Here is a 25,768-nt window from a genome sequence, read left to right on the forward strand (position 1 = left end):
TTGACGAATTCGAAAAACGGGCTAGAGGCGGAATTCCTCGCCAAGGTAAAGGCGGCGAACGTCCGGATCATTGACGATCTCATCCGGGTTGCCCTCGGTCAAGATTTCACCGGCATAGACGATATAGGCGCGATCGGTGAGGCCGAGCGTCTCACGCACATTGTGGTCGGTGATGAGCACGCCGATGCCGCGATTGGTGAGATGGCGCACGAGGTCCTGAATATCGCCGACCGCGATCGGATCGATGCCGGCGAAAGGTTCATCGAGCAGCATGTAGTTCGGACGCGTCGCCAGCGCGCGCGCGATCTCGACGCGGCGCCGCTCGCCGCCGGACAGCGCGATCGACGGCGATTTACGCAGGCGCGTGATGTTGAACTCGTCGAGCAGCGCATCGAGCTGCGCCTCGCGCTTCTTGCGCGAGGGCTCGACCACTTCGAGCACGGCGCGAATATTTTGCTCGACGGTGAGGCCACGGAAGATCGAGGCTTCCTGCGGCAGATAGCCGATGCCGAGCCGCGCGCGCTGATACATCGGCAGCTTGGTCACGTCGTGGCCGTCGAGCTCGATCGCGCCGCGGTCGGGCTTGATCAGGCCGGTGATCATGTAGAACACGGTGGTCTTGCCGGCGCCGTTCGGACCGAGCAGGCCGACCGCTTCGCCGCGGCGCACATAGATGCTGACGCCGCGCACCACCTGGCGGCTGCCAAAACTCTTTTCCACGCTATGCACAGCCAGGAAGCCCGGCCGCTTCAAGAGTTGCGGCCCGCCTGCGCCGTTGGACTTGGCACTTGCCTTGGCACTTGCTCTGGCCGGTTGAGCCGGTGGCTGGCGCGGACGCGGCGGCTCGGCGCGGAACTGGTCCGGCTCACGGGCAATGGGGGGTGCGTCCCGGACCGGGCTGGTCACCAGACCGCCGACGCTGTCACCGAGCGCGGTGATGTCCTGACGCGCAAATCCTGGACGGCCGCGCTTGGCGGGGCGCCGACGGAACATGCTGAATAGATCGACCATCCCCGCCTTCTAGCCTTTCGCGGCATTCGCGCGATCTGCCGCGCCGGCCTCACGATTCGCCGACGCAGCATGAGTGAAGGGATGTCTCATGCCCAGTGAAACACGCCCAATAAGCGGCAGACCCCGCCTCGAAAGCCCTTGCGCTAGATACAGTCTCGCCGGGCAAGCTTCAACCTCGGATCGGGAGCATCCGACCCAAGCCATTGAATTTACTTCTGTTTACTTGCGCCAGGCAGTTGCAAAGGCGGAGCCGCGGCGCCAGGGGCCGTGGGCGTCCCGCATTTGCCGCTCTGTCCGCCCTGGGACTGGATGAACAGGCCCTGCACCCCCCTGCCGCCATCGGATTCCACCCGCGAGACGCCGGTGGTCATATCCACCATGAGGCGGTCGCCGCGCAGCACGTTCTGGCACTGGGTCAGGACCACCTGGCCCGAGCCGCCGAGCATGGTGATGAGGTTGGTCTTGGGGTCGAAGACGGCGGTCTCGCCGGTCACCACCTGGTCCTTCTGGGTGACCACGACATTGCCGCGCGCTTCCAGCCGCTTGATCGAGGAGGCGCCGCCCGGGCCCGGCGTCGCCGGCTTGTCGCCACCGGATTCGTAGAACACCACCAGTGTCTTCGAGGTCATGGTGGTGTCGCCCTGCACGACCTTCACATTGCCGGAGAAGGTCGCCTCCTTCTTCTTGTCGCGCATCTCGAGCGACGCAGCCTCGATCTGGATCGGCTGATCGCGGTTCTGCGAAAAGCCCTGCATCGCATTGGGCACGCCCTGCATCGTGCTCTGCGCGAGCACTGCGCCGGCTGCGAGCAGCGCGGCGCCAAAGACGAGCGCACCGGCGCTCACGCCAGCCTTGCATGCACCGCGCGGGAAAAACTTCGTCATGAAAATCATCTTGAATTGGCAGACTTGTTCTGGGGCGCGCGCGTCTTTGCGGGCGGCGCTGGCGCGGGCTGCTCGGCGGGCGCGGCACCGGGGTCGTCGCCGAGCTTGTCCAGATGCATCACCACATTGCCCTCGAAGCGGATGAGATCGCCGCCTTCCGTGATTCGCAGCCGATCCGACGTCAGCGTTCCGTTGGTCAGCTTGACGTCGACATGCTCGTCCGAGCTGACGGTGCCCTTGCCCATGTCGACGAAGGCCGAGTTCAGCCGCGCCTCATAGCCGGTCGAGGTGCGCAGGAAGATGTCCTTGTGCAGGTCGAGCTGCTGCTGCTTGTTGTCGAACCTGCCGGTGCGGGCATCGAGGAACAGGGTCGATTGGTCTTCCATCAGAACTTTCGCACGCAAGTCCGAGAGATCGACATGGTCGGGATCCGTGATGTCCTGCGTCGCGGTCTTGGCCCAAAGTTCATAGGGCCTCTGATCCGGCGTGAAACCGGACATGTGCGGCGATTCCATCGTGATCTTGGTGCCTGTTACCACCAAATTTCCGGAGTCGACCTTCACAGGGATCATACTGAAGGGGTTGAGAAAGGTCGAGACGGCGACGATCGAGGCCATGGCCACAACCACCGTCACCGGCACCGCGATGCGCAGAATCCGTACCAGGCGGCTGTGACGCGCCGCGCGGGCAAACCGCGCCGCAAGCGCGGCGTCATAGGTTTGATACTGGGCCGAGTTCACCGCTGCTCCAAGAGCTGCTCCAAAGGCGCCGCGAGCTTTCCAGATGAAGGCTCCGATCGAGGGTGCCCCATTGTACCCGGCACCGCCAAAATATGCAGCAGCCTGCGACAGGCCGTTACGACTGTGTCCGAAACGGGGCGGCAGCCTTAGCCTAACTGCTGCCGAAGGCTTCAGGAATGCGCGAAAATGTCCTCTTCCCCCCAGCCCTGGAGGTCGAGCAGGGCGCGGGTCGGCAGGAAGTCGAAACAGGCTTTCGCCAGCGCCGTGCGACCCTCCCGCACCAGCATGGCATCCAGCCGCTCGCGCAAGCCGTGCAGGTGCAGCACGTCGGAGGCAGCGTAGGCGAGCTGCGGCTCGGTCAGGCTGTCGGAACCCCAGTCACTCGACTGCTGCTGCTTGGAGAGGTCGACATTGAGCACCTCGCGCACGAGGTCCTTGAGGCCATGGCGGTCGGTATAGGTGCGGGTCAGGCGGGAGGCGATCTTGGTGCAGTAGATCGGCCCGGTCATCACGCCGAAGGTCTGGTACAGCACCGCAACGTCGAACCGCGCAAAGTGAAAGATCTTGGTGATCGCGGGATTGGCCAAGAGCGCCTTCAGGTTCGGCGCGTCGGTGTGGCCCTTCGGGATCTGCACCACGTCGGCGCTGCCGTCGCCGGGCGAGAGCTGCACCACGCAGAGCCGGTCGCGCTGCGGGTTCAGCCCCATGGTCTCGGTGTCGATCGCCACCGCTCCGGTGTAGCGGGACAGGTCGGGCAGGTCGCCGCGGTGCAGGCGTACGGTCATGGCGCTTCAAAACCTCAATCGAATCGGTGCGTCGGCATATTAGGCTAATCGGATAGCCCGCGATGTATCCACTGGCGGCAGGCCGCGCAAGCGCCGGATAGGCCCTCAAGGCCGTCAGATCGCCGCCAGCATGATGCAGATCATCGCCGCCACGGTGATGCGGCTGGCGCCATCGCGGAAGGTGTAGATGATGGGATCGTCCGGCATCTCGCGGCGATGCGCCATCATCAGGGCCCGGCCGAACCAGTACAGCAGCAGCGGGTTGAGCAGCCACAGCATCCAGGGACGGCTGTACAGCGGCATCACAGCGGATGAGGACACGTAGAGCGAGAACACGGTCACCGCGTTCATGGCGCTCGCGGCCGCCATCGCGGCGATGATTTGCAGGTCGGTGATCCTGTAGTCGCGGTTGGAGGGATCGGACAGCCCCGCATCCTCGCGCATGCTGAGCTCGCTGAAGCGCTTGATCAGCGCCAGCGAGGTGAACACGAACAGCGAGAAGATCAGCAGCCATTCCGACAGCACCACGCCGACGCCGACGGCACCGGCGAGGATGCGCAGCGTATAGAGGCCGGCGAGCGTCACCACGTCGACCAGCATCTTGCGCTTGAGCACGAGCGAATAGGCGATGGTGGTGGCGAGATAGGCGGCGAGCACGCCGAGGAACATTGCGGAGATGCAGAGGCTGGCCGCGACCGCGAACAGCCACAGCGCTGGGATCGCGAGCAGCGCCGAGGAGATCGGCAAGTCGCCGGCCGCGAGCGCGCGATGGCGCTTGGTCGGGTGCTGACGGTCGGCTGCAAGATCAAGCAAATCGTTCATCAGATAGGCGCCCGACGCGCAGGCCGAGAACGCCAGGAACGCCAGCAGCGCATGGCCAAGCGTCGCAAAATTCATCTGATGCGCCGTGATCGCCGGCACGAACACCAACGTGTTCTTGGCGTATTGATAGACGCGCAGCGCCTTCGCCCACGTCGTCAGGCTGGCGCGTCTGCCGCCGCGGCTCTCGATGCGCTCGATCGAGGCACGATCGAACGCCAGGCTGCCGCCCGCGATGAGGTCCGCCGGCGCAACGACGCCGTCGAAGCCGAGATGCGCCGCAATGCCCGCGGCATGATGGGCGAAGCGGCCTGCGACAAGATAGATCTTCTCACCCCGCGCCCGCGCTGCCAGCGCCTGGTTCAGGACGTCGGAATCATAGGGCAGATGGGCGTAGTCGATCTTGGCGTGCGCCAAAATATCCGTGAGCGCCGCCATGCCCGGGCGTCCGCCCGCGCCGAAGCGGGCAAGCATGCGGCCGGGGCTGCTGAACAGCGCTTCCATCAGCAGCTCGGAGCGCAGCAGCGCACCTTCGAGATCGATGAGCAGCGTCCGGGCAGCCGCCGGCATCGCCGACGGCTCGGGCGTGCCGCGATCGTACTGCCAGGCAGGCTGCTCCATTCGAAAACGCTTTACTGACCGCAACATGACCGGCCCAAAGGCTGGGAAGGCCGGGGAGCAGGGAAATGGACGATCGGAGCCTAGGGGAGCATTCGCTAAAGGGGACTTAATCGGGATGGGACCGAGCCAACTCCCGCTTGATGCAAAATACTGGCGGAGACACGCGGCATGGCGGTAAGTGCAGATCTCGGCGAAGCCCTTGAAAACTTTGTAATAAAACTGGTCGCGTCGGGCCGCTACCCCTCCAAAAGCGCGGTGCCTTGTTCGTGGCAGCCCGTCACGAGCCTTTGTCGATCTTCACCCAGAGCGCACTCCCCAACGTCGATGAGTTCCTGGCCGCGCAGGCCCATGCCGGCAAGCGTGACGGTGAAAGCGCAAGTGCGATCACAGCTTGCCCAATCCGCTGCGCTTTGCTTCGCGGCAGGCCGCGCACGAACTCACTGACGCTGCCCGGTTTCTCTGCTCTGCGCAAAAAGCTGTCCACGATGTCTTCCCTGAGGAACTTCACGAGGTTGAATGGTTCCCGCTCGCAAATGCTCAATTGCAGGCCGTGTCGCCGACATACGGCATCAAACGCTTCCTTCGTCCAGCGGCCAATGTGGTTCGGTGGCATGTCTATGAGCGATCCATGGCACTCCATGTAGTGCGTTCGGATCTCATTTGGCACGGCGATGAAGACAGAGCCTTGCGCCTTGAGAAGGTATTCCAATCGAGCGAAGACGTCATCCACTCGGTCCATATGCTCGAACACCTGAAACATGAAGATGATGTCGAAGGCCTCTTTCATGGGGGTGAAGCCATCCTCTCGAAAGTCGACCGAAAAGGTCTTGTAGCCTTTCGATTGCAATGCCAATTGCGCCGTTTCGTTGTAGTCGACAGCGTAAACATCGGACGCGTGAAAGAATTTGTCCTTGATGTGATCGAGAAAATACCCAAACCCCGCCCCGACATCGATCGCAGTTTTTCCGGCAGTGCTCAGGCCGTCGAGCTCTTCGATTGTCCTTGCATACTCCCATTTCATGGTTGGATAGGAAGGGTGCGGCGCGGCCAGGTTATAAAACTCAGCGCCACCCGCGACGAACGGATCTGCAAAACCGAATCCGCAATCTGCGCATTTGCGGATATCGCATGTGTCGCGGCCCCAGAGAAGCGACAGGTGGCGTGTTAATTTTCGAGAGCGATCCGGATACTGGCGCGGATTGACGAAGGATCGAGAGGCCTGATCTGCGGTCACTTCGAACAATTTGGCAGTTGATGCATTGCCGCATGCTGGACAAGTGCTCATCTCTCCCGACCTCATACACGCCTTTCGGTGGAGAGTGGTTGAGTTCAACTGTCTCGTCATCATTCAAATGAAGGCTGGCGAAGAGCGACGTCCGTGGCCGCGGACAAGCGGAAGTAGGCCAGTTGCGGCGCGAAGGCGCCTATCCTGAGAGCGACCGCTCACCATGGGTAGACCGGAAGTAGCTGGTCACGGTTTTACGTAGGTCCAACCCGTCTCCTGCAGTTCCATCACGCGCACCACGCCTGACTTTACTACCTGCGCCTGAGAAACAATCGGTATGTCCTTGTGCTCGGCTTGGTGCATTTTTTCCTGGGTGTTACCGCAAGCCTTGAACGATACCTCCGGCGTGCTCAGCGCCATCTGCTCAATTCGAGCTTTCACGGGCGACGTGTCGTCGCGAAGCATATGCAGGCCAGGCCCGAACGTGATCACCTCGATTTTCACCTCCTCCCCGAGCTCCCTATAATGTTCCGTAACGTTCGTCGCGTTGTTCAACGCGAGATTCATCGCGGCCGGGTCATGGGTGTTGACCTGCAGGATCAAACGGTGCGTTTTGGAAACGGGGGCGATCCGGGCCATTGCAGCGAGAGAGGATCGCGTCCGCGACTGTTTAGCAGCGAGCCGTTTGGTCGAGTTTTTCACTAGCCATCGCCCATGCGGGGCTGCATGCGTCATCAATTCAGAGGATGGAGCAGCCGGCGTCATTGTTGTTGGCTCGGAATACGGGGCTGACGGTCTCCAGTATGGGCCGGCGCTTGTCGTCTTCGGCACCCAGTATCGTCCGCCTTGCTCCGCCGCTGCGATCGGGACGGCAAGCAGGACCGCGAAGGCTCCCATAGTCGCGACTTTCGCAATTTGCTGAAAGATGCTCATCGTATTTCTCCGTCGCAAATCTTGCTGGACCATCAAATAGGTCAGCGGCTCGCGATGGCATGTTGCCCCGCATTCCGCGACATCGCACACCAGCCGGATCATCCAATTGAGAGTATGTGAGCGACGTGGCCATCGAACCCGCCGCCGGCTTCGTTTCGCAGACACGGCTACCGGGATCTGCACCTCGTTGATGAGGTCGCTGGTCGCATGATCATCGCCGCCGCCTTCGATTGTCGGTTTGGTGTGCCCGCCACCGCAACTGGTTGAGAGCCCCGCTTCTAAATTCGCTCGACTTTCGCTTGTGATGGTGAGCTCGCAGGCGAACACTTGCTCTTACGCAGCAGTGTTATTCGTTCGGCTGCACGCTTTCCTATGCCTCTTAGGGAGAACTCACCTACCTATTTCGAGGTAGGCTGCGAACCCTTAGGCCAGCCTGAAGAGACATGCTCTGCCGTGCGGCGCTTCCGAGCACACCCACCCAATAGGCTTCCTGCTCGGCGTGTGCACCATGGCAATACTCCGGGCGCGGCTCTCGCCGTCCACCCAAACGCGATAGAGTTCGCCTGCTAGCGCCGGCGCCTGCCGGTGGGTCAGATGCGCGGGAGCATCATTGCGAAGCGCCTCCCAGACGGTTTCCGGATAGGCCGCAGCAAGCGCCTGACGCGTCTTTATTTCGCTGGGCTCTGCGATGCGGAGGGAGAACCGGACGGCCTGAGCGCTCCAGGCAGGCTGCTCCATTCGAAAACGCTTTACTGACCGCAACATGACCGGCCCAAAGGCTGGGGAGGCCGGGAGCAGGGAAATGGACGATCGGAGCCTAGGGGAGCATCCGCTAAAAGCGGCTTAATTCGGGTGGAGGAGCAGCCGAACACCGGCGCCAATCGCCTGCGAATTCGGCGAAATCGCCGTCTCATACGGGGATGAGAGAAAAGATGGTGCCCAGGAAAGGACTCGAACCTTCACGGCCGTTAAGCCACTGGCACCTGAAGCCAGCGCGTCTACCAATTCCACCACCTGGGCATGCCGGTTGGGGCACGGAGGCGGTTACTAAGGTTCGGTGACGCGCTTGTCAATTCATGCTTGTGCCGTGCTTGGGGTTGCGGATTGCGCATCGCAAACCGGCCCGATACAAGCCTGACGAGACGCACTCTTCCCGCAGGATTGGACCCCATGGCATCGAATCTGGAAACTCTCGTCACGGTTTTCGGCGGATCGGGGTTTTTGGGCCGCAACGTGGTCCGCGCGCTGTGCAAGCGCGATTACCGGATCCGGGTTGCGGTGCGGCGGCCGGAACTGGCCGGCTTCCTCCAGCCCTCGGGCAAGGTCGGGCAGGTCCACACCGTGCAGGCCAATTTGCGCTACCCCGCCTCGGTCGAGGCGGCGATGCGTGATTCGGACGTCGCGATCAACCTGGTCGGCATCCTCACTGAGGGCGGCGCGCAGAGCTTCGACGCCGTCCAGACCAAGGGCGCCGAGACGGTCGCCAAGGCGGCCGCGGCCGCCGGTGCCCGGATGGTGCATGTCTCGGCGATCGGCGCCGACGCGCAGTCGCCCTCGCGCTACGCCCGCGCCAAGGCGGCCGGCGAGCAGGCGGTGCTCGCGGCGGTGCCGTCGGCCACGATCTTCCGCCCGTCGGTGATGTTCGGGCCCGAGGACCAGTTCACCAACCGCTTCGCCGCGCTGGCGCGGATGTCGCCGGTGCTGCCGCTGATCGGCGGGGAGACAAAGATGCAGCCGGTCTATGTCGGCGACGTCGCGACCGCGATCGCGGACGCCGTCGACGGCAAGGCCAAGGCCGGCGCCACCTACGAGCTCGGCGGGCCGGATGTGCTGACCATGCGCGAGATCATCGAGGCCATTTTGGCCATCGCCGACCGCAAACGGGCGCTGATCCCGCTGCCGTTCTCCCTCGCCCGCTTCAAGGCCAACTTCCTGCAATTCGCACCGGGCGCGATGAAGCTGACCCCGGACCAGGTCACGCTGCTCGAGCGCGACAATGTCGTCTCGGAGGCGGCGAAGGCCGCTGGGCTGACGCTGGAAGGCCTCGGCATCATCGCCGATCCGCTGGAGGCGATCGCCCCGCAATATCTCTGGCGTTTTCGCGCCGCCGGGCAGTTCCAGCGCAAGAGCGCGTAAGGGCTTCCGTCTCCACGTCGTCATGGCCGGGCTTGTCCCGGCCATCCACGTCTTTTCTTAACGCGGTCACCAAGAACGTGGATGCCCGGCACAAGGCCGGGCATGACGAGCCGCGACACCCGCAGCAACAACGTCAGAACTTCAGCTTCTTGAAGATCGCCTCCGGCAGCGTCTTGATGATCAACATCACGAGGCGCCATTTGCCGCTGACGTAGACGACATCCGTCTTCCGCTCGACGGCCTGAAGGATCGCATCGCCCACCACCGGCGCTTCGACGGTGAGCGGGCCGATCAGTTTCATGCCTTCCGTCATTTTGGTGCGGACGAAGCCGGGTTTCACGGTGACGACGTGAACGCCACTGCTGCTGGCGCGGGCGCGCAGGCCGGACAGGAAGGCCGAGAAGCCGGCCTTGGCCGACCCGTAGACATAGTTCGAGGCGCGCCCGCGATCGCCCGCAACGGATGACACGCCGACGAGCGTGCCGTTGCCGCGCGCCAAAAACTTTTCCGCGAACAGGCCGAGGATCAGCGACGGCCCTTCGTAGTTCGAGCGCATGATCGTCGTGGCGTGGGCGAGATCGCTTTGCGCGTTCTCCTGCGCGCCCAGCAATCCGACGATGGAGATGACGACGTCCGGCAATGCGGGAAGACCGCCAACCAAGCCGTCGAACGATGCGGTGTCGAGCACGTCGAACTTGAAGATGCTGCACTCGACATTGTAGCGGGCGCGCAGGTCGGCGGCGTCAGGCTCCAGCACGGCGACATCGCGCCCTGCGAACTGAACGTCATATCCCGCTTTCGCAAAAGCGCGCGCGGTGGCGCGGCCGATATCGGATGAGCCACCCAGCACCAAAACCGTCTTGCGCGAAGTCATGGCTTAAACCTCATCAAACAAACGCTGTGAAAGTTTTGACCGGATGTTTCCGGCGGGGTCGAGCGATCTGCGGATCGCGCTGAAGCGTTTCAGGGCAGGATAGCCGGTCTCAAACGTCGCGCGCGACTGGCGTGCATCTTTGGCGAGATAGAGCCGCCCGCCGGCGGCGACGACCAGCCGATCGATCTCGTCGAGGAAATTCAGGATGTCGCCCTTCAGCGGGAAATCCAGCGCAAGCGTGTAGCCGGGCAATGGAAACGACAGAATGCCGTCGCCCTGGCCGAGCTTCTTCAGCACCGCGAGGAAGGAGGCATCGCCGCGCTTCGAAACGCGGTCGAGGATCTCGCCGAGCACATCGCGCGCGCCCTGCTCCGGGATCACGCATTGATGCTGGAGGAAGCCGCGCCGGCCGTAGATGCGATTCCAGGCGCTGATGCTATCGAGCGGAAAGAAATACGGATAAAGCGAGACCAGATGGCTGCGGCCGGCACGCCGCGCGCCCATGCGATAGTAAAGCTCGTTGAAGGCGCGGATGCTGTAGCGGTTCAGCGTCATCGACGGCAGATCGACGGGCACGGCGAGCCCGGGATCCTTGCCGACGGGAAATCGATCGGCACCGTCGGCAAGCTCATCCGCACTCGCGTGCTCGCCGAGATAGATCAGCGCGCGGCCGAGATTGCTGCCGCCCGCCGCGCAATCGATCCACGCCACCGAATAGGTCGCGGAATCGCCGGCATCGAGCGCACGCATCGCGGCATCGAGATCGGACGCGGAGATCACCCGCTCGCGGATCCAGCCGGTCTCGACCGGCCGCAACCGGATCGTCGCTTCGAGAATGACACCGGTGAGGCCCATGCCGCCGATGGTCGCGAAGAAGGCATCCGAATTCTGCTCGCGCGAGGCCTCGATGACCTCGCCTTGCCCGGTGCGCAGCAAAACGCTCTCGACATAACGGCCGAAGCCGCCCTCGCAATGATGATTCTTGCCGTGCACGTCGGCGGCAATGGCGCCGCCGATCGACACGAACCGCGTGCCCGGAACGACGAAAGGCAGGAAGCCGCGCGGGCCGAAGGTGTCGATCAGGTCCGACAGCAGCACGCCGGCTTCGAGACGGATGCGGCCGGTCGCCGGATCGAACGACCTGACCCTATCGAACCCGGTCATCGCGACGGTCCGGCTGGCGCCGATTGCCGCGTCGCCATAAGCACGGCCATTGCCGCGCGCCACAGCGCCGGCGCACCCGGCGACGGCTTCGCCCACGGCCTCGAACGACCGCGGTCGCAGGAGTTCGCTATCGACGACCGGGAAGCGCCCCCAGCCGCTGACGAGGGTCATGGTTCAGCTCCTTTGCAGGGCGCGCCGCCGTGCTCTGGAAACTGCCTACCGATCAAAAGCTTATATTGCGTTGAGGCGCGTCAGCTAGTTTTCGGAGGTTAACGTCCCAGCGCCAGCGCGATCAGGCCGAGCGTGCCGACGATGACCCGCCACCAGGCGAACACCACGAAGCCGTGGCGGGTGACGTATTCCAGGAAGGTCTTCACCACGATGATCGCGGTGATGAACGATACCACGAAGCCGATCACGACGATGCCCATGTGGTCCATCGTCATCTCGGAGCGGTTCTTGTAGAAGTCGTAGGCGAACGCGCCGATCATGGTGGGGATCGCGAGGAAGAACGAAAACTCCGCCGCCGCGCGCTTGTCGGCACCGAGGAACATCGCGGCGACGATGCTGGCACCGGAGCGTGACACGCCCGGGATCATCGCTACGCACTGCGCAATGCCGATATAGAGATACATCAGCAGCGGAAACCTGGTGGCGTCATATTCGCGCGCCTTGAGATTGAGCCGGTCGACCCACAACAGGATGGCGCCGCCGACGATCAGCGAGAAGCACACCACCCACGGATTGAACAACATGCTCTTGATGTATTTGCCGGCGACGAGACCGACGGCGACCGCGGGCAGGAACGCCACCAGCACGCCGATCACGAAGCGGCGCGCATAGACGTCGCCGGTGAACATGCCGATCGCAACGTCCCACAATTTCTTGAAGTACAATACGACGATCGCAAGGATCGCGCCGAGCTGGATCAGAACGGTAAACGAATCCCAGAAGGCGCCTTCGCCGAGGCCGAAGAAACGTTCCGCGAGCAGGAGGTGGCCGGTCGAGGAAACGGGAAGGAACTCGGTCACACCCTCGATGATGCCGAGGATCACTGCCCGTATTGCATCTGACATATTTACGGTCCATTTCCGCTGGAAAAAGCGGGGCTCTTCTCGCCTATTCGCCCCTTTGCCGCAATCGCAAAATGCGGCATCGCACCCTTGCTTCGCGGTTTTGAAGGACTAGTGTGGCGCCGCACAAACATTGATGGATTGTTAAGCACCATCAAATAGTCAAAGGCTTCATGTTTACGCTGTTTCATCATCCGTTCTGTCCACATTCGCGCTTCATTCGTCTGATCGTGGGCGAATACGGGCTTGAGCTGCGCCTGGTCGAAGAGCGCGGCTGGGAACGGCGCGAGGCGTTTCTGCTGCTCAATGCGGCAGGCACCACGCCGGTCCTGGTGGACGAGGAGCAGCCGCCGATTCCGGGTGCGGCGATCATCGCCGAATATCTCGACGAGGCCTATGGCGCCGAGATGGCCGCCAAACGACTGATGCCGGAGACGATCGGCGAGCGCGTCGAAGTGCGCCGGCTGATGGCCTGGTTCAACGAAAAGTTCTTCGAGGAGGTCTCGCACCCTCTCGTCACCGAACGCATCTACAAGCGCTTCATGAGCGAGGAAAACGGCGGCGGCGCACCCTCGGCCGACGTGATGCGCGCGGCGAAAGCCAATGTGCGCTATCATCTGGCCTATATCGGCTGGCTGGCGCAGACGCGTAACTTCCTCGCCGGCGACCGGCTCACCTACGCGGATCTCGCCGCCGCGGCGCATCTCTCGGCGATCGACTATCTGGGCGACGTGCCATGGAGCGAGGACGACGCAGCAAAGGCATGGTACGCGCGGGTGAAATCCCGCCCGTCGTTCCGTCCGCTCCTGAGCGAATGGCTGGCCGGCGTGCCGGCGTCGCGGACCTATGTGGACCTGGATTTCTGATTGAGGCCGTCATGTCCGGTCTTGTCCCGGGCATCCACGTTCTTACTTTTTCCATGAATGCTACGCGAGGACGTGGATGGCCGGGACAAGCCCGGCCATGACGACGTCAAATGTGGATGCATCGTTGAATAAGTCCGGCACAGACATGGATCGGCTGCGCGCTGCGCTCGAGGCGCAAGCTCGCGCACTCGGCTTCGACTGCATCGGCATCACCGCATCAGGCACGATCGAAAACGCCGGAAAACATTTTCTCGAATTCATCGCCTCGGGCGGCCATGGCGACATGAACTGGCTTGCGGCACAGCCGGAGCGTCGCATCGATCCGCGCGGGCTGTGGCAGGACGTGCGCAGCGTGATCATGCTCGGCGTCAATTACGGTCCCGGCCAGGACCCGCTTGCGATCCTGCAACAGCGCACGCGCGCGGCGATCTCGGTCTATGCGCAGGGCGACGACTATCACGATCTCATCAAGAAGCGGCTGAAAGCGCTGGCGCGCTGGCTGGTTGCGACCGTGCCGTCCGAGGTCAAGGTGTTCGTCGACACCGCGGCGGTGATGGAGAAGCCGCTGGCGCAGACCGCGGGGCTGGGCTGGCAAGGCAAGCACACCAATCTCGTCTCGCGCGAATTCGGCTCCTGGCTGTTTCTCGGCGCGATCTACACCACGCTCGAGCTGCCGCGCGACGACGCCGAGATCGATCATTGCGGCTCCTGCCAGGCGTGTCTCGACATCTGCCCGACCGCCGCGTTCCCCGCGCCCTACAAGCTCGATGCGCGGCGCTGCATCTCGTACCTCACCATCGAGAACAAGGGACCGATCCCGCAGGAGTTTCGCAAAGCCATCGGCAACCGCATCTATGGCTGCGACGATTGCCTCGCCGCCTGTCCCTGGAACAAGTTCGCGCAGGAAGGCCGTGAAGCAAAGCTCGCCGCACGTGACGAGTTGCGCGCGCCAACGCTCGTTGAACTGGCGCGTCTCGACGATGCAGCCTTTCGCGCACTGTTCACGAAGTCCCCGCTCAAGCGCATTGGCCGCGACCGCTTTCTGCGCAACGTGCTGATCGCGATCGGCAACTCCGGCGATGCGGCGCTGGCGGAAGAGGCGCGGCGGTTGCTCGATGATTCAAGTCCGCTGGTGCGGGGTGCTGCGGTGTGGGCGCTGGCGCAGTTGCTGTCAGATGAAGCGTTCACAGCAATCAAGACGAATGCGATTGCCGACGAGCGCGACGAAAGCGTGCGCGAAGAGTGGGAGCTCGCCTCCTAACCCTTCGACCCAACCCTCATGGTTCGAGACGGCGCTTCGCGCCTCCTCACCATGAGCCCCCAGCTCCGAAACCGGCGCTGCACACGGACCATGAACACGGTATCGTGGCTGCGGGGTTCCGCCTGGAGCAGTGTGGCCGCATGATCCTCTGGTGCACTTGGTTGCCCGGCCATGAGGTTGGCTCCGATCGCTGGCGATTGCACATTTTGGCGAGCATTGCGCTTCCCGTTGGAGAGGTTTGCAATCTCAAAGCGCGGTTGGGCTCTTGGCGGGGCTTCGCACCAGAATGGACAGCAGAAGGACATGAGGGCTTGAATGAGTGAATTGGCGGTGCTGGATCCGCGTGCAGCCTTTGTTGATGTCGGCAGTGAGAAAATGCATGTGTCGATCGCGGGTGGGCCACCCGCGCTGTTCGGCACGGTGACCTCGCAGCTGCATGCGCTGCGCGACTATTTGGCCGAACATCAGGTGCGCTCAGTCGCGATGGAAGCGACCGGGGTCTATTGGTTGCCGCTCTATGGGGTTCTGGAAGCTGCGGGCATGGAGGTGGTGATGGTCGATGGCCGCCAAACGCGCAATCTTCCGGGGCGCAAGACCGACATGAAAGACTGCCAGTGGGGCGCCACGCTGCATGCGCATGGCTTGCTGCGGGCGGGCTTTGTTCCCCCGGCCAATATCCGCCGTCTGCAGGACTATCTGCGCCTTCGCGGGGACCACATCGCGGCGGCCGCCGGACATGTCCAGCACATGCAAAAAGCGCTGGAGCGGATGAATATCAAACTGCACGAAGTCATCAGCTCTCTGACCGGGGCGAGCGGTCTGACCGTGATCCGCGCCATCCTCGCCGGTGAACGCGATCCGCAGGTCCTGTTGGGTCTATGCGATATTCGAATCCGCAACGTCAAAGCTGAGCGCGTCGTCGAATCGCTGCGCGGCGACTGGGCCGAAGAACATTTGTTCGCCCTCGCGCAGGCCGTTCAAAGCTGGGACCATTATCAAGGCCTCATCGCCGCCTGCGATCGCCAGATTGCGGTCGTCCTTCGCCAGATGCCGGACGCGAAGGTGCCGCCACCGGCCGCTTCGACAAAGACAGGAAAACCGCGCACGCGGCCGGGCGTCAATGCGCCGGATATCGCGGATCTGCGGGAGATCCTCGCACAGATCTGTGGCGCCAAGGATTTGACGACGCTGCCCGCCCATAGCGAGTACAGCGTTTTGCAGCTCATCGGTGAAGTTGGCACGGATCTGACCAAGTGGCGGACTGAAAAGCACTTCACCTCGTGGTTGGGGCTTGCTCCCGGAAGCGCTCAAAGCGGCAAACGCAAGGCTTCGGTCAAACGGCGCCGCAACCGAGCCGGCCAGATCTTTTGTGTGATGGCCCGTGCCTTGGCCCGCAGCAAATACGTCGCGCTCGGCGGCTTTTACCGGCGCATGGCGGCACGGCGCGGCGGCTTGGCGGCGAACAAGGCCCTCGCGCGAAAACTAGCCACACTCTTCTGGCGCGTGATGGTCAAAGGCCTCGACTTCGTCGAGACAGGTGTGGCTCAATACGAGGCGAGGGTATTGGAAACCAAGCACCGCATTCTGCACCGACTGGCTCGCCAGCTCGGCCAGCAAATCGTCCCCAATCCAGCCGCCGTCGTCTGACAGCGTGTTCATGGAGAGGGTTGTGGGACCTTGATTTCCGCGCGCGTTCCTTCAAGGTCGCGCGCCATGACAAACACGCCTTTCTTCACCCGCGACGGCGATACATTCCATCCGACGGAAGCTGCCAACGGCCCGTGGGATCCGAAATCGCTGCACGGACGCGTCATCATCGGCCTGCTCGGCTTCGCCATCGAGGAGCGCCATTCCGGTCCCGAATTCGTGCCGGCGCGGCTCACCGTCGACATGTTTCGGCTGCCGACGATCGACAAGCCGATTCAAGTGACGACGCGGCTGGTGCGCGATGGAATGCGCATCCGCGTGGTCGAGGCGGAGTTTTTCTCCAGCGGTGTCAGCATGGCGCGCGCCTCCTGCCAGCTGCTGCGGCGGACGCAGAATCCCGACGGCAACGTCTGGTCGCCGCCGAACTGGGACGCGCCGAAGCCGGCCGACATTCCAAAGCCGACCGATCCGCGGCTCGGCATGAACGGCAAATGGACGACGCGGCCGATCGTCGGCCATATGGGCTCGCTCGGTCCGCGCCGGCTCTGGATGAGCGAAGTGCGCGAGCTGGTTGCGGGCGTGCCGATGACGCCGTTCGTCCATGTCGCGACCGGCGCCGATTTCGCCAGCCCGTTTGCCAATGCCGGCGACAGGGGGCTCGGCTACATCAACAGCGACGTGACGATCTATCTGCACCGGCTGCCGGCGACGAACTGGATCGGGTTTGAGGTGGTGAATCACCACGCCACCGACGGCGTCGCGATCGGCGAATGCTGGCTCTATGACGAACAAGGCCCGATCGGCACCGCAACGGTGGCGGCACTGGCGCAGCGAAAGCCGATGGCCAATCCGTCGAAGCGGTAACGCTCACGCCATAGAGAGTCAGGCGCACAAGGCGGATGATGACACCGTCAGGCTTGGAAACAGTTTCACCCGATCTCCGCCACCGCGGCGAGAATGCGCGCGATGTCCTGCGGGCGTGACAGGCGGTGGTCACCGTCCTGGATCATGGTCAGCACGACGTCGTCGGCCGGCAGGCGATGCGTCAGCGCAAACGCGTGCTGCCACGGCACATCGGGATCCTGCGCGCCTTGCAGGATGCGGACGGGGCAGCCGAGATCGATGGCGCTGCCGAGCACGAGATGGTTGCGGCCCTCTTCGATCAGCTTCCGCGTGAGCGGATAGGGCGAACCGTCGCCATATTCGGATGGCCTCAACCAAAAGCCCTTGGTCTCGATCTCCTGCTTCACCTCGGGCGAAAAGTTTTTCCACATCAGCTCCTCAGTGAAGTCGGGCGCCGGCGCGATCAGCACCAGGCCCGCCAGCGACGTCTTGGCTTGCTGCTTCTCTTGCCGCTTCCTCAGCTCGCGCGCGAGCAGCAGCGCCATCCAGCCGCCCATGGAGGAGCCGATCACGACCTGCGGGCCGTCGCAGCAGCGCTCGAACACCGTCAGGCTCTCCTCCAACCAGCGCCCAATGGTTCCGTCGGCGAAATCGCCGCCGGATTCGCCGTGGCCGGAATAGTCGAACCGGACCGAGGCCCGGCCGCGCTCGCTGGCCCAATTATCCAGCGCTACGGCCTTGGTGCCCTGCATGTCCGACTTGAAGCCACCGAGCCAGAACAGGCCGGGCCCCGCTCCGGTGCGGCTGCGCACCGCGATCTTGCGTACTGAGGCACCCTCACCCATTTCGATGAAATCGAGCACGGCTTCGGGAATCGCATTGGTCATGGAACATTTACTCTGGCTGTGCCGTTTGAGCTCTCCGGGCCGGCCCGGCGGCGCAACCGGGTATCAACCTTGACGTTTTGGAACGCTTGCGGAACGAGAACAAGGTGTCTATGTCGAGCACCGTGCCGATGGGCGTGACCAAAAAGCCTCGCATTTGAGGGTTTTTCGACCGCGACACACGCGACCTGCTTGCCGGCAAACGCTTCTTCCTTCAAAATAGCTGCTTCCTTCACAACTTTGGAGAACCACCCATTCGCCGTCCCAATAGAGCCCCGGCCCCTGCCGCCAAAGACGGGCCGCGCATCAATGACGATATCCGCAATGCGCAGATCCAGCTGATCGATCAGACCGGCGACAACAAGGGAACGGTCGAGACCGTTCTCGCGATCCGCATGGCCCAGGAAGCCGGCATGGATCTGGTCGAGATTTCGCCCAACGTCGCGCCTCCCGTCTGCAAGATCATGGACTACGGGAAGTACAAGTATTCCGCCCAGAAGAAAGCCGCCGAAGCCCGCAAGCGGCAGAAGACCGTCGAGATCAAGGAGATCAAGCTCCGGCCGATGATCGACGATCACGATTACGACGTGAAGATGCGCGCGATGCTGCGGTTCTTCGAAGAGGGCGACAAGGTCAAGATCACGCTGCGTTACCGTGGTCGCGAGATGGCGCACCAGGAGATCGGCACCAAGCTTCTGGACAAGATCAAGACGGACGTCGCCGAACTCGCCAAGGTCGAGCAGGACGCGAGGTTCGAAGGCCGCCAGGTCGTGATGGTGCTGGCACCGCGCTGACGCCGGCCGTTTGAGGCCTGAGAATTCAACGGCCCGTCCGGACATCCGGCGGGCCGTTTTTGTTGTTCACCTCTTCCGCTTGCGGGAGAAGTCGCGGCGTTCGGCAGCGCACCGCGCGCCTGGGCGGCGCGGGTGAGGGCTCTCGCCTCTCGGGGGGTTCTTCGTTGCGGAGATACCCTCTCCCCGACCCTCTCCCGCAAGCGCCCGCAAGCGGGAGAGGGGGCGCACCGTCACCATGGTGATCGATCGGTCCCTTACGTCCGCGTCGCCTGCCAGGTGCCGCGGCAGCGGTCGCCGGAGATGATGCCGCTCCACCACCCGGCACCGGCCATGCCGGCAAGCCGGCCGCCGCCGCTGGCGTGGGACGCGCCGACCGAGACGCGGACCGCAACGGCGCCGCCGCGATTGACCCTGCCCGAGACCCGGCCGCCGCCGGCGGACGACACCCGATTCCCGATCACGGTGAAGGGAACGCTGTAGCCCGAGCTGCAATTGCCGCGGGTGGTGGCGAAGGTGACATTCCAGACGCCGTTATAGCCGCCTCTGCGGGCGTCGGCGGTTGACGGCAGCGCCGCTGCGGCGAGCACGGCAAGGAGCGCCAGGCGGTGCGGCAAGCGGTTAGAGAATCGCGGGAAATCGGCCATTTGGGTCCAGCTCCAGGCGGGGAAACATGTGGCGATCTCAAATAGTCGGCGGGCCGGTTCTGGCGGTTCACCGTTGCCATTTGGCTCTCGCTCTGCCATAAGCCCAGCCTTCATCGCCCGGCTGATTTAAGGGCTGCCGTGGCGATGTCCGTGCGGGTTTCGCGCTAGTTCGCAAAAACCTGAGCACAATCAACGCTCTAACGAGCATTTGGACGGCCAGCCGCCTTCACGGGCGGCGTTCTGTTGTGGCCATAGGAGAGCAAAATGCCCAAGCTGAAGACCAAATCGGGCGCCAAAAAGCGCTTCAAGGTGACTGCCACCGGCAAAGTGATGCACGCCCAGCGCGGCAAGCGTCACGGCATGATCAAGCGGACGAAGAAGCAGATCCGTCAGCTCCGCGGCACTCGCGTGCTGTTCAAGACCGACGGCGACAACGTCAAGAAGTACTTCTTGCCGAACGCCTGATCGCGTCCACGATCACTGCCACCTGCGCCGCGATTGACGCGGCGATCCGAAAACCAAGTCATCTCTGAAGGATTTTGTCATGTCTCGCGTCAAACGCGGTGTGACCGCCCACGCCAAGCACAAGAAAGTCTACAAGGCCGCCAAGGGTTTCTACGGCCGCCGCAAGAACACCATCCGCGCCGCCAAGCCGGCCGTCGAGAAGGCCCAGCAGTACGCCTTCCGTGATCGCAAGCGCAAGAAGCGCACTTTCCGCGCGCTCTGGATCCAGCGCCTCAACGCTGCTGTCCGTCCGTTCGGCATGACCTACAGCCGATTTATCGACGGCCTGGCCAAGTCGGGCATCATGGTCGACCGCAAGGTGCTGTCGGATCTCGCGATCAACGAACCCGCGTCGTTCCAAGCGATCGCCGAGAAGGCCAAGGCCGCTCTCGCCGCCTGAGCCAAGGCGTTGAAGTAAAGCCAAGCGCTAACGGCCGGCTCCCCCGGCCTTCAGCGCGCTTCGCGAGTAGCGCTGGGCGACCTCCGCCCGGCAGAAGGCTGTGGCCGAGAGATACATTGTGCCGGACTTGTTCCGGTATTTCCGGTCGCAGGCCCGCAACTCGCGCTGATAGCTGAGCTTCTGCGGCGGCTTCAGAGGCCTAAGAAAATCAGCCTCGCACTTCTTCTCGACCACTTCGCCGAACTGCACGTCGCCGCTGGCGCCGTATGCGCAGGCTTCGAACAGCTTCATGGCACGGTCGCAGCCCGGCGCTGCGTTGAGGACGGCGACGATGTCGTCCATCGACGTGGATTTGGCCGGGCACTCCTCCGCGGCGTGAGCGACGCCTCCCAGAAGAACCAGGGCCAGACCGGCCAGGCAGGATCGCAGACGCATCGTCCTCTCCTTCGATTTCAGGTTGGTGCCAGCCATGACGAGTCGGTTCAACATAGCGTTTTCGAGCGAAACGGGGCCCGGTTCGCGTCAAGAAAACGCGTCCAGATAACATGCCCGCGGCAGTCTTCACGCTGCATACGGCTTGACGTTTCGGCCCGGCTGCGGCCACAACCCGGCAGCCTTTTGAAAGCTTAAGGATCCGACCGTGTCCGACCTTGCCAGCCTCGAAACATCCATCCTCGACCAGATCGCCGCCGCCGGCGACGAAGCCGCCCTCGAAGCCGCCCGCGTCGCTTCCCTCGGCAAGAAGGGCTCGATCTCCGCGCTTCTCGCCACGCTCGGAAAAATGTCGCCGGACGAGCGCAAGACGCAAGGTGCCGCGATCAACCTCGCCAAGGACAAGGTCATGCAAGCGCTCGCCGCGCGGCGCGACGTCCTGAAGTCGGCAGCGCTGGACGCACGGCTCGCCTCCGAGACCATCGACGTCACCCTGCCGCTGCGCGATACGCCGGCCGAGGCCGGCCGCATCCATCCGCTGAGCCAGGTCTGGGACGAGCTGACCACGATCTTCGCCGACATGGGTTTCTCGGTCGCCGAAGGTCCCGATATCGAGACCGACGATTACAACTTCACCAAGCTGAACTTCCCCGAAGGCCATCCCGCGCGCGAGATGCACGACACCTTCTTCTTCCATCCGAAGGAGGACGGCTCGCGCATGCTGCTGCGGACCCACACCTCGCCCGTGCAGGTGCGCACCATGCTGAGCCAGAAGCCACCGATCCGCGTGATCTGCCCGGGCCGCACCTACCGCATCGATTCGGATGCGACGCACACGCCGCAATTCCACCAAGTCGAGGGTCTCGTCATCGACAAGCACTCGCATCTCGGCCACCTCAAATGGATCCTGCACGAGTTCTGCAAGGCGTTCTTCGAGGTCGACCACATCAACATGCGCTTCCGGCCGTCGTTCTTCCCGTTCACCGAGCCGTCGCTCGAAGTCGACATCCAGTGCCGCCGCGACAAGGGCGAGATCCGCTTCGGCGAGGGCGAGGATTGGCTCGAGATTTTGGGCTGCGGCATGGTGCACCCGAACGTGCTGCGCGCCTGCGGCATCGATCCCGACGAGTACCAGGGTTTCGCCTGGGGCATGGGCATCGACCGCATCGCGATGCTGAAATACGGCATGAGCGATTTGCGCCAGCTGTTCGACAACGATGTCCGCTGGCTGTCCCATTACGGCTTCAAGCCGCTGGAAGTGCCCACACTCGCGGGAGGGCTGAGCTCGTGATGGCACAGCTCGGACGTGAGCTAGCGAAGACTTTCTCCGTTCCCTCCGCGGAGAGAACCCTCTCCCTGCCCCTCCCCCGCTTGCGGGGGAGGGAACGGATAGAGCGAGCGCGCAGCGTTTATCCCATGGGTACGTATTCTCTGTCCGCTCGACAGGTCGAACTCCCTCCCCCGCTTGCGGGGGAGGGCTGGGGTGAGGGTGTCTCCTCGATGGGGTTGCCAATGGTCGATCCTAAGCATTCGGACTGGAAAATATCGTCCAAGCTACGGGCCAATGCGCTCGCGCTCAGGCGCAATTCGACCGATGCAGAGCGCATCCTCTGGTCGGAGCTGCGCGCCGGCCGACTGAACGGTGTGGTTTTTCGTCGTCAAGTGCCGATCGAGCGCTACGTCGCCGACTTCATCTGCCATGCGGCAAAGCTCGTTATCGAGCTCGATGGCGGCCAGCACTTCTCCGACAAAGGTGAGCGCGCGGATGCACATCGCTCCGCCATCATCGAAGCGCGAGGCTTCAAAATCCTCCGCTTCAGCAATCACGACTTGACGACAAATCGCGTCGGCGTTCTCGAAACAATCGCCACTGCCATTGCGGAGAGAGCCCCCACCCCAACCCTCCCCCGCAAGCGGGAGAGGGAGCAGACCGTCTCCGTGGAGAAAAAGCAGCCATGAAATTCACCCTCTCCTGGCTGAAGGATCATCTCGACACCGACGAGCCGCTGGACAAGCTTGCCGACAAGCTCACCATGATCGGGCTCGAGGTCGAGAACATCGAGGACAAGGCGAAGGCGCTGAAGCCGTTCTCCATCGCCAAGGTGATCTCCGCCGAGCAGCATCCGAATGCGGATCGGCTGCGCGTCTGCATGGTCGATACCGGCGATGGTGGCGCGCCCGTGCAGGTCGTGTGCGGTGCGCCGAATGCGCGCGCCGGTCTGGTCAGCGTATTCTCACCGCCCGGCACCTACATTCCCGGCAAGGACATCACGCTCGGGGTCGGCACCATCCGCGGCGTCGAGAGCCGCGGCATGCTGTGCTCGGCAGCCGAACTGCAAATCTCGAACGACCATGACGGCATCATGGAATTGCCGGCGGACGCCCCGATCGGCGCCGGCTATGCCGAATGGGCCGGCCTCGGCGATCCCGCGATCGAGATCAACTTAACGCCGAACCGGCAAGACTGCACCGGCGTCCATGGCATCGCGCGCGATCTTGCCGCAGCCGATATGGGCAAACTCAAAGATCCGACCATCAAGGCGATCAAGGGCGAATTCCCGTGTCCCGTGAAAGTCACGGTCGAGGACGCCGCGCTGTGTCCGGGCTTCGCGCTCAGGCTGGTGCGCGGCGTGAAGAACGGCCCGTCGCCGGAATGGCTGCAAAAGCGGCTGACTGCGATCGGGCTGCGTCCGATCAACGCGCTGGTCGATATCACCAACTTCATGACCTATGACCGCGCGCGACCGTTGCATGTGTTCGACGCGAAGAAGGTCAGGGGTAATCTCGTGGTGCGTCGGGGCCGCGACGGCGAGACGCTGCTGGCGCTCGACGACCGCACCTACAATCTCGACGCCAACATCTGCGTCATCGCCGACGACCATGGCGTCGAATCGCTTGCCGGCATCATGGGCGGCGAGGCCTCGGGCTGCGATGAGAACACCACCGACGTGCTGATCGAATCGGCGCTGTGGAACGAGATCAACATCGCCCAGACCGGCCGCAAGCTCGGCATCAATTCAGATGCACGCTACCGCTTCGAGCGCGGCGTCGATCCGGCCTTCATGGTGCCGGGGCTGGAGCTCGCGACCAAGCTGGTGATGGACATGTGCGGCGGCGCGCCGTCAGAGAACGTCGTGGTCGGCAAGGCCTTCGGCGACGACCGCGTAATCGATTTTCCGGTCACCGAGGTGAAGCGGCTGTCCGGCATTGAGGTGCCGCAGCCGGAGATGAAGCGCATCCTCACCCATCTCGGCTTCATGATGGCGGGCCCTGGCCCGGTGGTGAAGGTCGCGGTGCCGTCCTGGCGCTCGGACGTGCACGGCAAGGCCGACATCGTCGAGGAGGTCATCCGCATCTACGGCATCGACAAGGTTCCGGAGACGCCGTTCGAGCGCGGCGAGGACGCGCGCAAATCCGTGCTGACGCCGATACAGCTCCGCACCCGCCGCGCCAGGCGGGCGCTCGCGACCCGCGGCATGATCGAGGCCGTGACCTGGTCGTTCATCACGAAGCCCGCGGCCGAGTTGTTCGGCGGCGGCCAGCGTGAACTCGAAGTGGCCAACCCGATCGCGTCGGACCTTTCCGACATGCGCCCGACCCTTCTGGCGGGCCTGATCGCGGCGGCGCAGGCCAACGCCGATCGCGGCTTTGGCGATGTCGCGCTGTTCGAGGTCGGCCAGGTCTTCAAGGGCGACCGTCCGCAGGATCAGTTCACGGCGGCGAGCGGCGTTCGCCGTGGCTTTGCCTCGTCGGAAGGTCTCGGCCGGCACTGGTCGGATTCGGCCCAAGCCGAATTGTTCGACGCCAAGGCCGACGCGCTCGCGGTGCTGGCCGCCGCCGGCGCGCCGATGCAAGCGCTTCAGATCGTCGCCGGTGGTCCGGGATGGCTGCATCCCGGTCGCTCCGGTACGATCCAGATCGGCCCGCAGAACGTGCTCGGCTATTTCGGCGAGATGCACCCGCGCACGCTCGAGGCGCTCGGCGCCGACGGACCGCTGATGGTGTTCGAGATGATCCTCGACCGTGTCCCCGAGGCGAAGAAGAAGCCGACCCGCGCGAAACCCGCGATCGAGTTGCCGGCATTCCAGCCGGTCTCGCGCGACTTCGCTTTCATCGTCGATCGCACCGTGAAGGCCGGCGACATCGTGCGCGCGGCGCAGAGCGTCGACAAGAAGCTGATCACCGGCGTCAACGTGTTCGACGTCTATGAAGGCAAGGGCATCGATGACGGCAAGAAGTCGATCGCAATCGCGGTGACGATCCAGCCCCGCGAGAAGACGCTGACCGACCAGGAGATCGAGGCCGTCGCCGCGAAGATCGTGGCGGAAGTCACGAAGAAGACGGGCGGCACCTTGAGGGCATGATGCCGAAAAGTGTGAAGCGGTTTTCGGACAACATCATGCTCCAAACATAGAGCATGAATCTCACCGACCTTCTTCCGAAGGACGTCAGCCTCACCATCGCGATGGCGCTCTGCGCCGTCGCTTTCGTCTCGGGCACGGCGCGCGGCTTCTCCGGCTTCGGCTCGGCGCTGATCTTCATGCCGCTCGCCAGCAGCGTCGCTGCGCCGCGGCTCGTCGCCGCATTGCTCCTCGTCATCGATTTCGTCGCGGCGGCGCCGCTCGTTCCCGACGCGTGGCGCAAGGCAGACCGCAAGGCCACCGCCGTGATCGTGCTGGGCGCGCTGGTCGGCGTGCCCGTCGGCACCTATTTCCTCAGCGTGCTCGAGCCCGTCACCACGCGCTGAATCATCTCGTGCTTCGTCGCAGCACTGCTTCTGCTGCTGCTGTCGGGCTGGCGCTATCGCGGCAAGGACCACGCCTGGCTGTCGGTCGGCATCGGCAGCCTGTCGGGCTTTTGTAGCGGACTGGCGCAGACCGGCGGCCCGCCGATCGTCGGCTACTGGCTCGGCCGTCCGATCGCCCCGATCGTCGAACGCACCAACATCCTGCTGTTCTTCGGCGCGTCGGATTTCTTCTCGATGGTCAGCTACGCGACCACCGGCCTGATCTCACGCGAGTCGCTCGGGCTCTCGCTCGTCGTCGGCCCGGTCTACGCCATCGGCGTCGCCTTCGGCGCATCCCTGTTCGGCCGCGCCAGCGAGACGGTATTCCGCGGCATCTGCTACGTGCTGATCGCGATGGCGGTTGTTGCCGGGCTGCCGTGCTGGACGGGGTGCTGCGATAACTCTATCCGTGGTCGTCCTGGCAAAAGCCAGGACCCATTAC

General features: G+C 63.6%; 24 protein-coding genes, 1 tRNA gene and 1 pseudogene. 12 read left to right on the forward strand and 14 right to left on the reverse strand.

All coding sequences use genetic code 11. The features are described 5' to 3' along the window. Positions 1-21 precede the first annotated feature (21 nt). From lptB to IVB18_RS49360, 8 genes are all read right to left on the reverse strand, one after another. Positions 22-1,011: an LPS export ABC transporter ATP-binding protein gene (gene lptB / locus IVB18_RS49325; RefSeq protein WP_247987242.1), complete on the reverse strand. Its 990-nt coding sequence runs from the start codon at positions 1,009-1,011 to the stop codon at positions 22-24. A gap of 209 nt (positions 1,012-1,220) precedes the next feature. Further along, on the reverse strand, positions 1,221-1,895 hold the full coding sequence (locus IVB18_RS49330) for an LptA/OstA family protein (RefSeq protein ID WP_247987243.1): 675 nt from the start codon (positions 1,893-1,895) through the stop codon (positions 1,221-1,223). A gap of 5 nt (positions 1,896-1,900) precedes the next feature. Continuing rightward, positions 1,901-2,635, reverse strand: coding sequence for an LPS export ABC transporter periplasmic protein LptC (gene lptC / locus IVB18_RS49335; RefSeq protein WP_247987244.1), 735 nt, complete (start codon positions 2,633-2,635; stop codon positions 1,901-1,903). A 170-nt stretch (positions 2,636-2,805) separates the two neighbouring features. Further along, complete coding sequence (locus tag IVB18_RS49340) at positions 2,806-3,420, reverse strand: ribonuclease D (protein WP_247987245.1); 615 nt, start codon at positions 3,418-3,420, stop codon at positions 2,806-2,808. 114 nt (positions 3,421-3,534) lie between these two features. Continuing rightward, positions 3,535-4,860 (reverse strand): UbiA family prenyltransferase, encoded by a 1,326-nt coding sequence (locus IVB18_RS49345; protein ID WP_247987246.1) that lies wholly within the window; start codon positions 4,858-4,860, stop codon positions 3,535-3,537. Positions 4,861-5,137: 277 nt separating this feature from the next. Next, on the reverse strand, positions 5,138-6,094 hold the full coding sequence (locus IVB18_RS49350; protein WP_247991919.1) for a methyltransferase domain-containing protein: 957 nt from the start codon (positions 6,092-6,094) through the stop codon (positions 5,138-5,140). A gap of 237 nt (positions 6,095-6,331) precedes the next feature. Further along, a complete protein-coding gene (locus IVB18_RS49355; protein WP_247987247.1) occupies positions 6,332-7,018 on the reverse strand; it encodes a hypothetical protein in 687 nt (228 codons plus the stop codon). Between the two features lie 933 nt (positions 7,019-7,951). Then, positions 7,952-8,038, reverse strand: a tRNA-Leu gene (locus tag IVB18_RS49360). Between the two features lie 150 nt (positions 8,039-8,188). Here IVB18_RS49360 and IVB18_RS49365 point away from each other — a divergent pair. Beyond that, the gene (locus tag IVB18_RS49365; protein ID WP_247987248.1) at positions 8,189-9,154 is read left to right on the forward strand and encodes a complex I NDUFA9 subunit family protein; all 966 of its coding nucleotides are present in this window, start codon (positions 8,189-8,191) and stop codon (positions 9,152-9,154) included. 133 nt (positions 9,155-9,287) lie between these two features. On the opposite strand, the gene IVB18_RS49370 is transcribed toward IVB18_RS49365, so the two are convergent. From IVB18_RS49370 to IVB18_RS49380, 3 genes are all read right to left on the reverse strand, one after another. Further along, positions 9,288-10,028 carry an SDR family oxidoreductase gene (locus IVB18_RS49370; protein ID WP_247987249.1) on the reverse strand — a complete coding sequence of 247 codons (741 nt, stop codon included), beginning with the start codon at positions 10,026-10,028 and terminating at the stop codon, positions 9,288-9,290. Positions 10,029-10,031: 3 nt separating this feature from the next. After that, entirely contained in the window at positions 10,032-11,363 is a 1,332-nt protein-coding gene (locus IVB18_RS49375) for an FAD-binding oxidoreductase (protein ID WP_247987250.1), read from the reverse strand. A gap of 98 nt (positions 11,364-11,461) precedes the next feature. After that, positions 11,462-12,268 carry an undecaprenyl-diphosphate phosphatase gene (locus IVB18_RS49380; RefSeq protein WP_247987251.1) on the reverse strand — a complete coding sequence of 269 codons (807 nt, stop codon included), beginning with the start codon at positions 12,266-12,268 and terminating at the stop codon, positions 11,462-11,464. 170 nt (positions 12,269-12,438) lie between these two features. On the opposite strand from IVB18_RS49380, the gene IVB18_RS49385 reads away from it, so the two are divergent. From IVB18_RS49385 to IVB18_RS49400, 4 genes are all read left to right on the forward strand, one after another. Beyond that, positions 12,439-13,131, forward strand: a complete 693-nt coding sequence (locus IVB18_RS49385; protein ID WP_247987252.1) for a glutathione S-transferase family protein — start codon at positions 12,439-12,441, stop codon at positions 13,129-13,131. Positions 13,132-13,228: 97 nt separating this feature from the next. After that, positions 13,229-14,392, forward strand: a complete 1,164-nt coding sequence (gene queG, locus IVB18_RS49390) for a tRNA epoxyqueuosine(34) reductase QueG (protein WP_247987253.1) — start codon at positions 13,229-13,231, stop codon at positions 14,390-14,392. Positions 14,393-14,707: 315 nt separating this feature from the next. Next, positions 14,708-16,039, forward strand: coding sequence for an IS110 family transposase (locus tag IVB18_RS49395; protein ID WP_247987254.1), 1,332 nt, complete (start codon positions 14,708-14,710; stop codon positions 16,037-16,039). A gap of 66 nt (positions 16,040-16,105) precedes the next feature. After that, entirely contained in the window at positions 16,106-16,903 is a 798-nt protein-coding gene (locus tag IVB18_RS49400; protein WP_247987255.1) for an acyl-CoA thioesterase domain-containing protein, read from the forward strand. A gap of 65 nt (positions 16,904-16,968) precedes the next feature. On the opposite strand, the gene IVB18_RS49405 is transcribed toward IVB18_RS49400, so the two are convergent. Next, on the reverse strand, positions 16,969-17,769 hold the full coding sequence (locus IVB18_RS49405) for an alpha/beta hydrolase (RefSeq protein ID WP_247987256.1): 801 nt from the start codon (positions 17,767-17,769) through the stop codon (positions 16,969-16,971). A gap of 251 nt (positions 17,770-18,020) precedes the next feature. On the opposite strand from IVB18_RS49405, the gene infC reads away from it, so the two are divergent. Continuing rightward, positions 18,021-18,560, forward strand: a complete 540-nt coding sequence (gene infC, locus IVB18_RS49410; RefSeq protein WP_247991920.1) for a translation initiation factor IF-3 — start codon at positions 18,021-18,023, stop codon at positions 18,558-18,560. 254 nt (positions 18,561-18,814) lie between these two features. Here infC and IVB18_RS49415 read toward each other — a convergent pair whose 3' ends face one another. After that, complete coding sequence (locus IVB18_RS49415; protein ID WP_247987257.1) at positions 18,815-19,204, reverse strand: hypothetical protein; 390 nt, start codon at positions 19,202-19,204, stop codon at positions 18,815-18,817. Positions 19,205-19,468: 264 nt separating this feature from the next. Here IVB18_RS49415 and rpmI point away from each other — a divergent pair, with 264 nt between their 5' ends. Beyond that, positions 19,469-19,669 (forward strand): 50S ribosomal protein L35, encoded by a 201-nt coding sequence (gene rpmI, locus IVB18_RS49420; protein ID WP_008539890.1) that lies wholly within the window; start codon positions 19,469-19,471, stop codon positions 19,667-19,669. Positions 19,670-19,748: 79 nt separating this feature from the next. Continuing rightward, positions 19,749-20,108: a 50S ribosomal protein L20 gene (rplT, locus tag IVB18_RS49425; RefSeq protein ID WP_247987258.1), complete on the forward strand. Its 360-nt coding sequence runs from the start codon at positions 19,749-19,751 to the stop codon at positions 20,106-20,108. 27 nt (positions 20,109-20,135) lie between these two features. Here rplT and IVB18_RS49430 read toward each other — a convergent pair whose 3' ends face one another. After that, positions 20,136-20,543 (reverse strand): hypothetical protein, encoded by a 408-nt coding sequence (locus IVB18_RS49430; RefSeq protein ID WP_247987259.1) that lies wholly within the window; start codon positions 20,541-20,543, stop codon positions 20,136-20,138. 205 nt (positions 20,544-20,748) lie between these two features. Between IVB18_RS49430 and pheS the strand changes: the two genes are divergently transcribed. From pheS to IVB18_RS49450, 4 genes and pseudogenes are all read left to right on the forward strand, one after another. After that, a complete protein-coding gene (gene pheS, locus IVB18_RS49435; RefSeq protein ID WP_247987260.1) occupies positions 20,749-21,831 on the forward strand; it encodes a phenylalanine--tRNA ligase subunit alpha in 1,083 nt (360 codons plus the stop codon). 221 nt (positions 21,832-22,052) lie between these two features. Further along, complete coding sequence (locus IVB18_RS49440; protein ID WP_247987261.1) at positions 22,053-22,499, forward strand: DUF559 domain-containing protein; 447 nt, start codon at positions 22,053-22,055, stop codon at positions 22,497-22,499. Then, positions 22,496-24,904: a phenylalanine--tRNA ligase subunit beta gene (gene pheT / locus IVB18_RS49445; RefSeq protein ID WP_247987262.1), complete on the forward strand. Its 2,409-nt coding sequence runs from the start codon at positions 22,496-22,498 to the stop codon at positions 24,902-24,904. Before IVB18_RS49440 ends, pheT begins: the two co-directional genes overlap by 4 nt. A 53-nt stretch (positions 24,905-24,957) precedes the next feature. After that, positions 24,958-25,704: pseudogene (locus IVB18_RS49450) on the forward strand (sulfite exporter TauE/SafE family protein); the annotation flags it as partial. Positions 25,705-25,768: the final 64 nt, after the last annotated feature.

This window comes from Bradyrhizobium sp. 186, assembly GCF_023101685.1.
Lineage (GTDB): Bacteria > Pseudomonadota > Alphaproteobacteria > Rhizobiales > Xanthobacteraceae > Bradyrhizobium.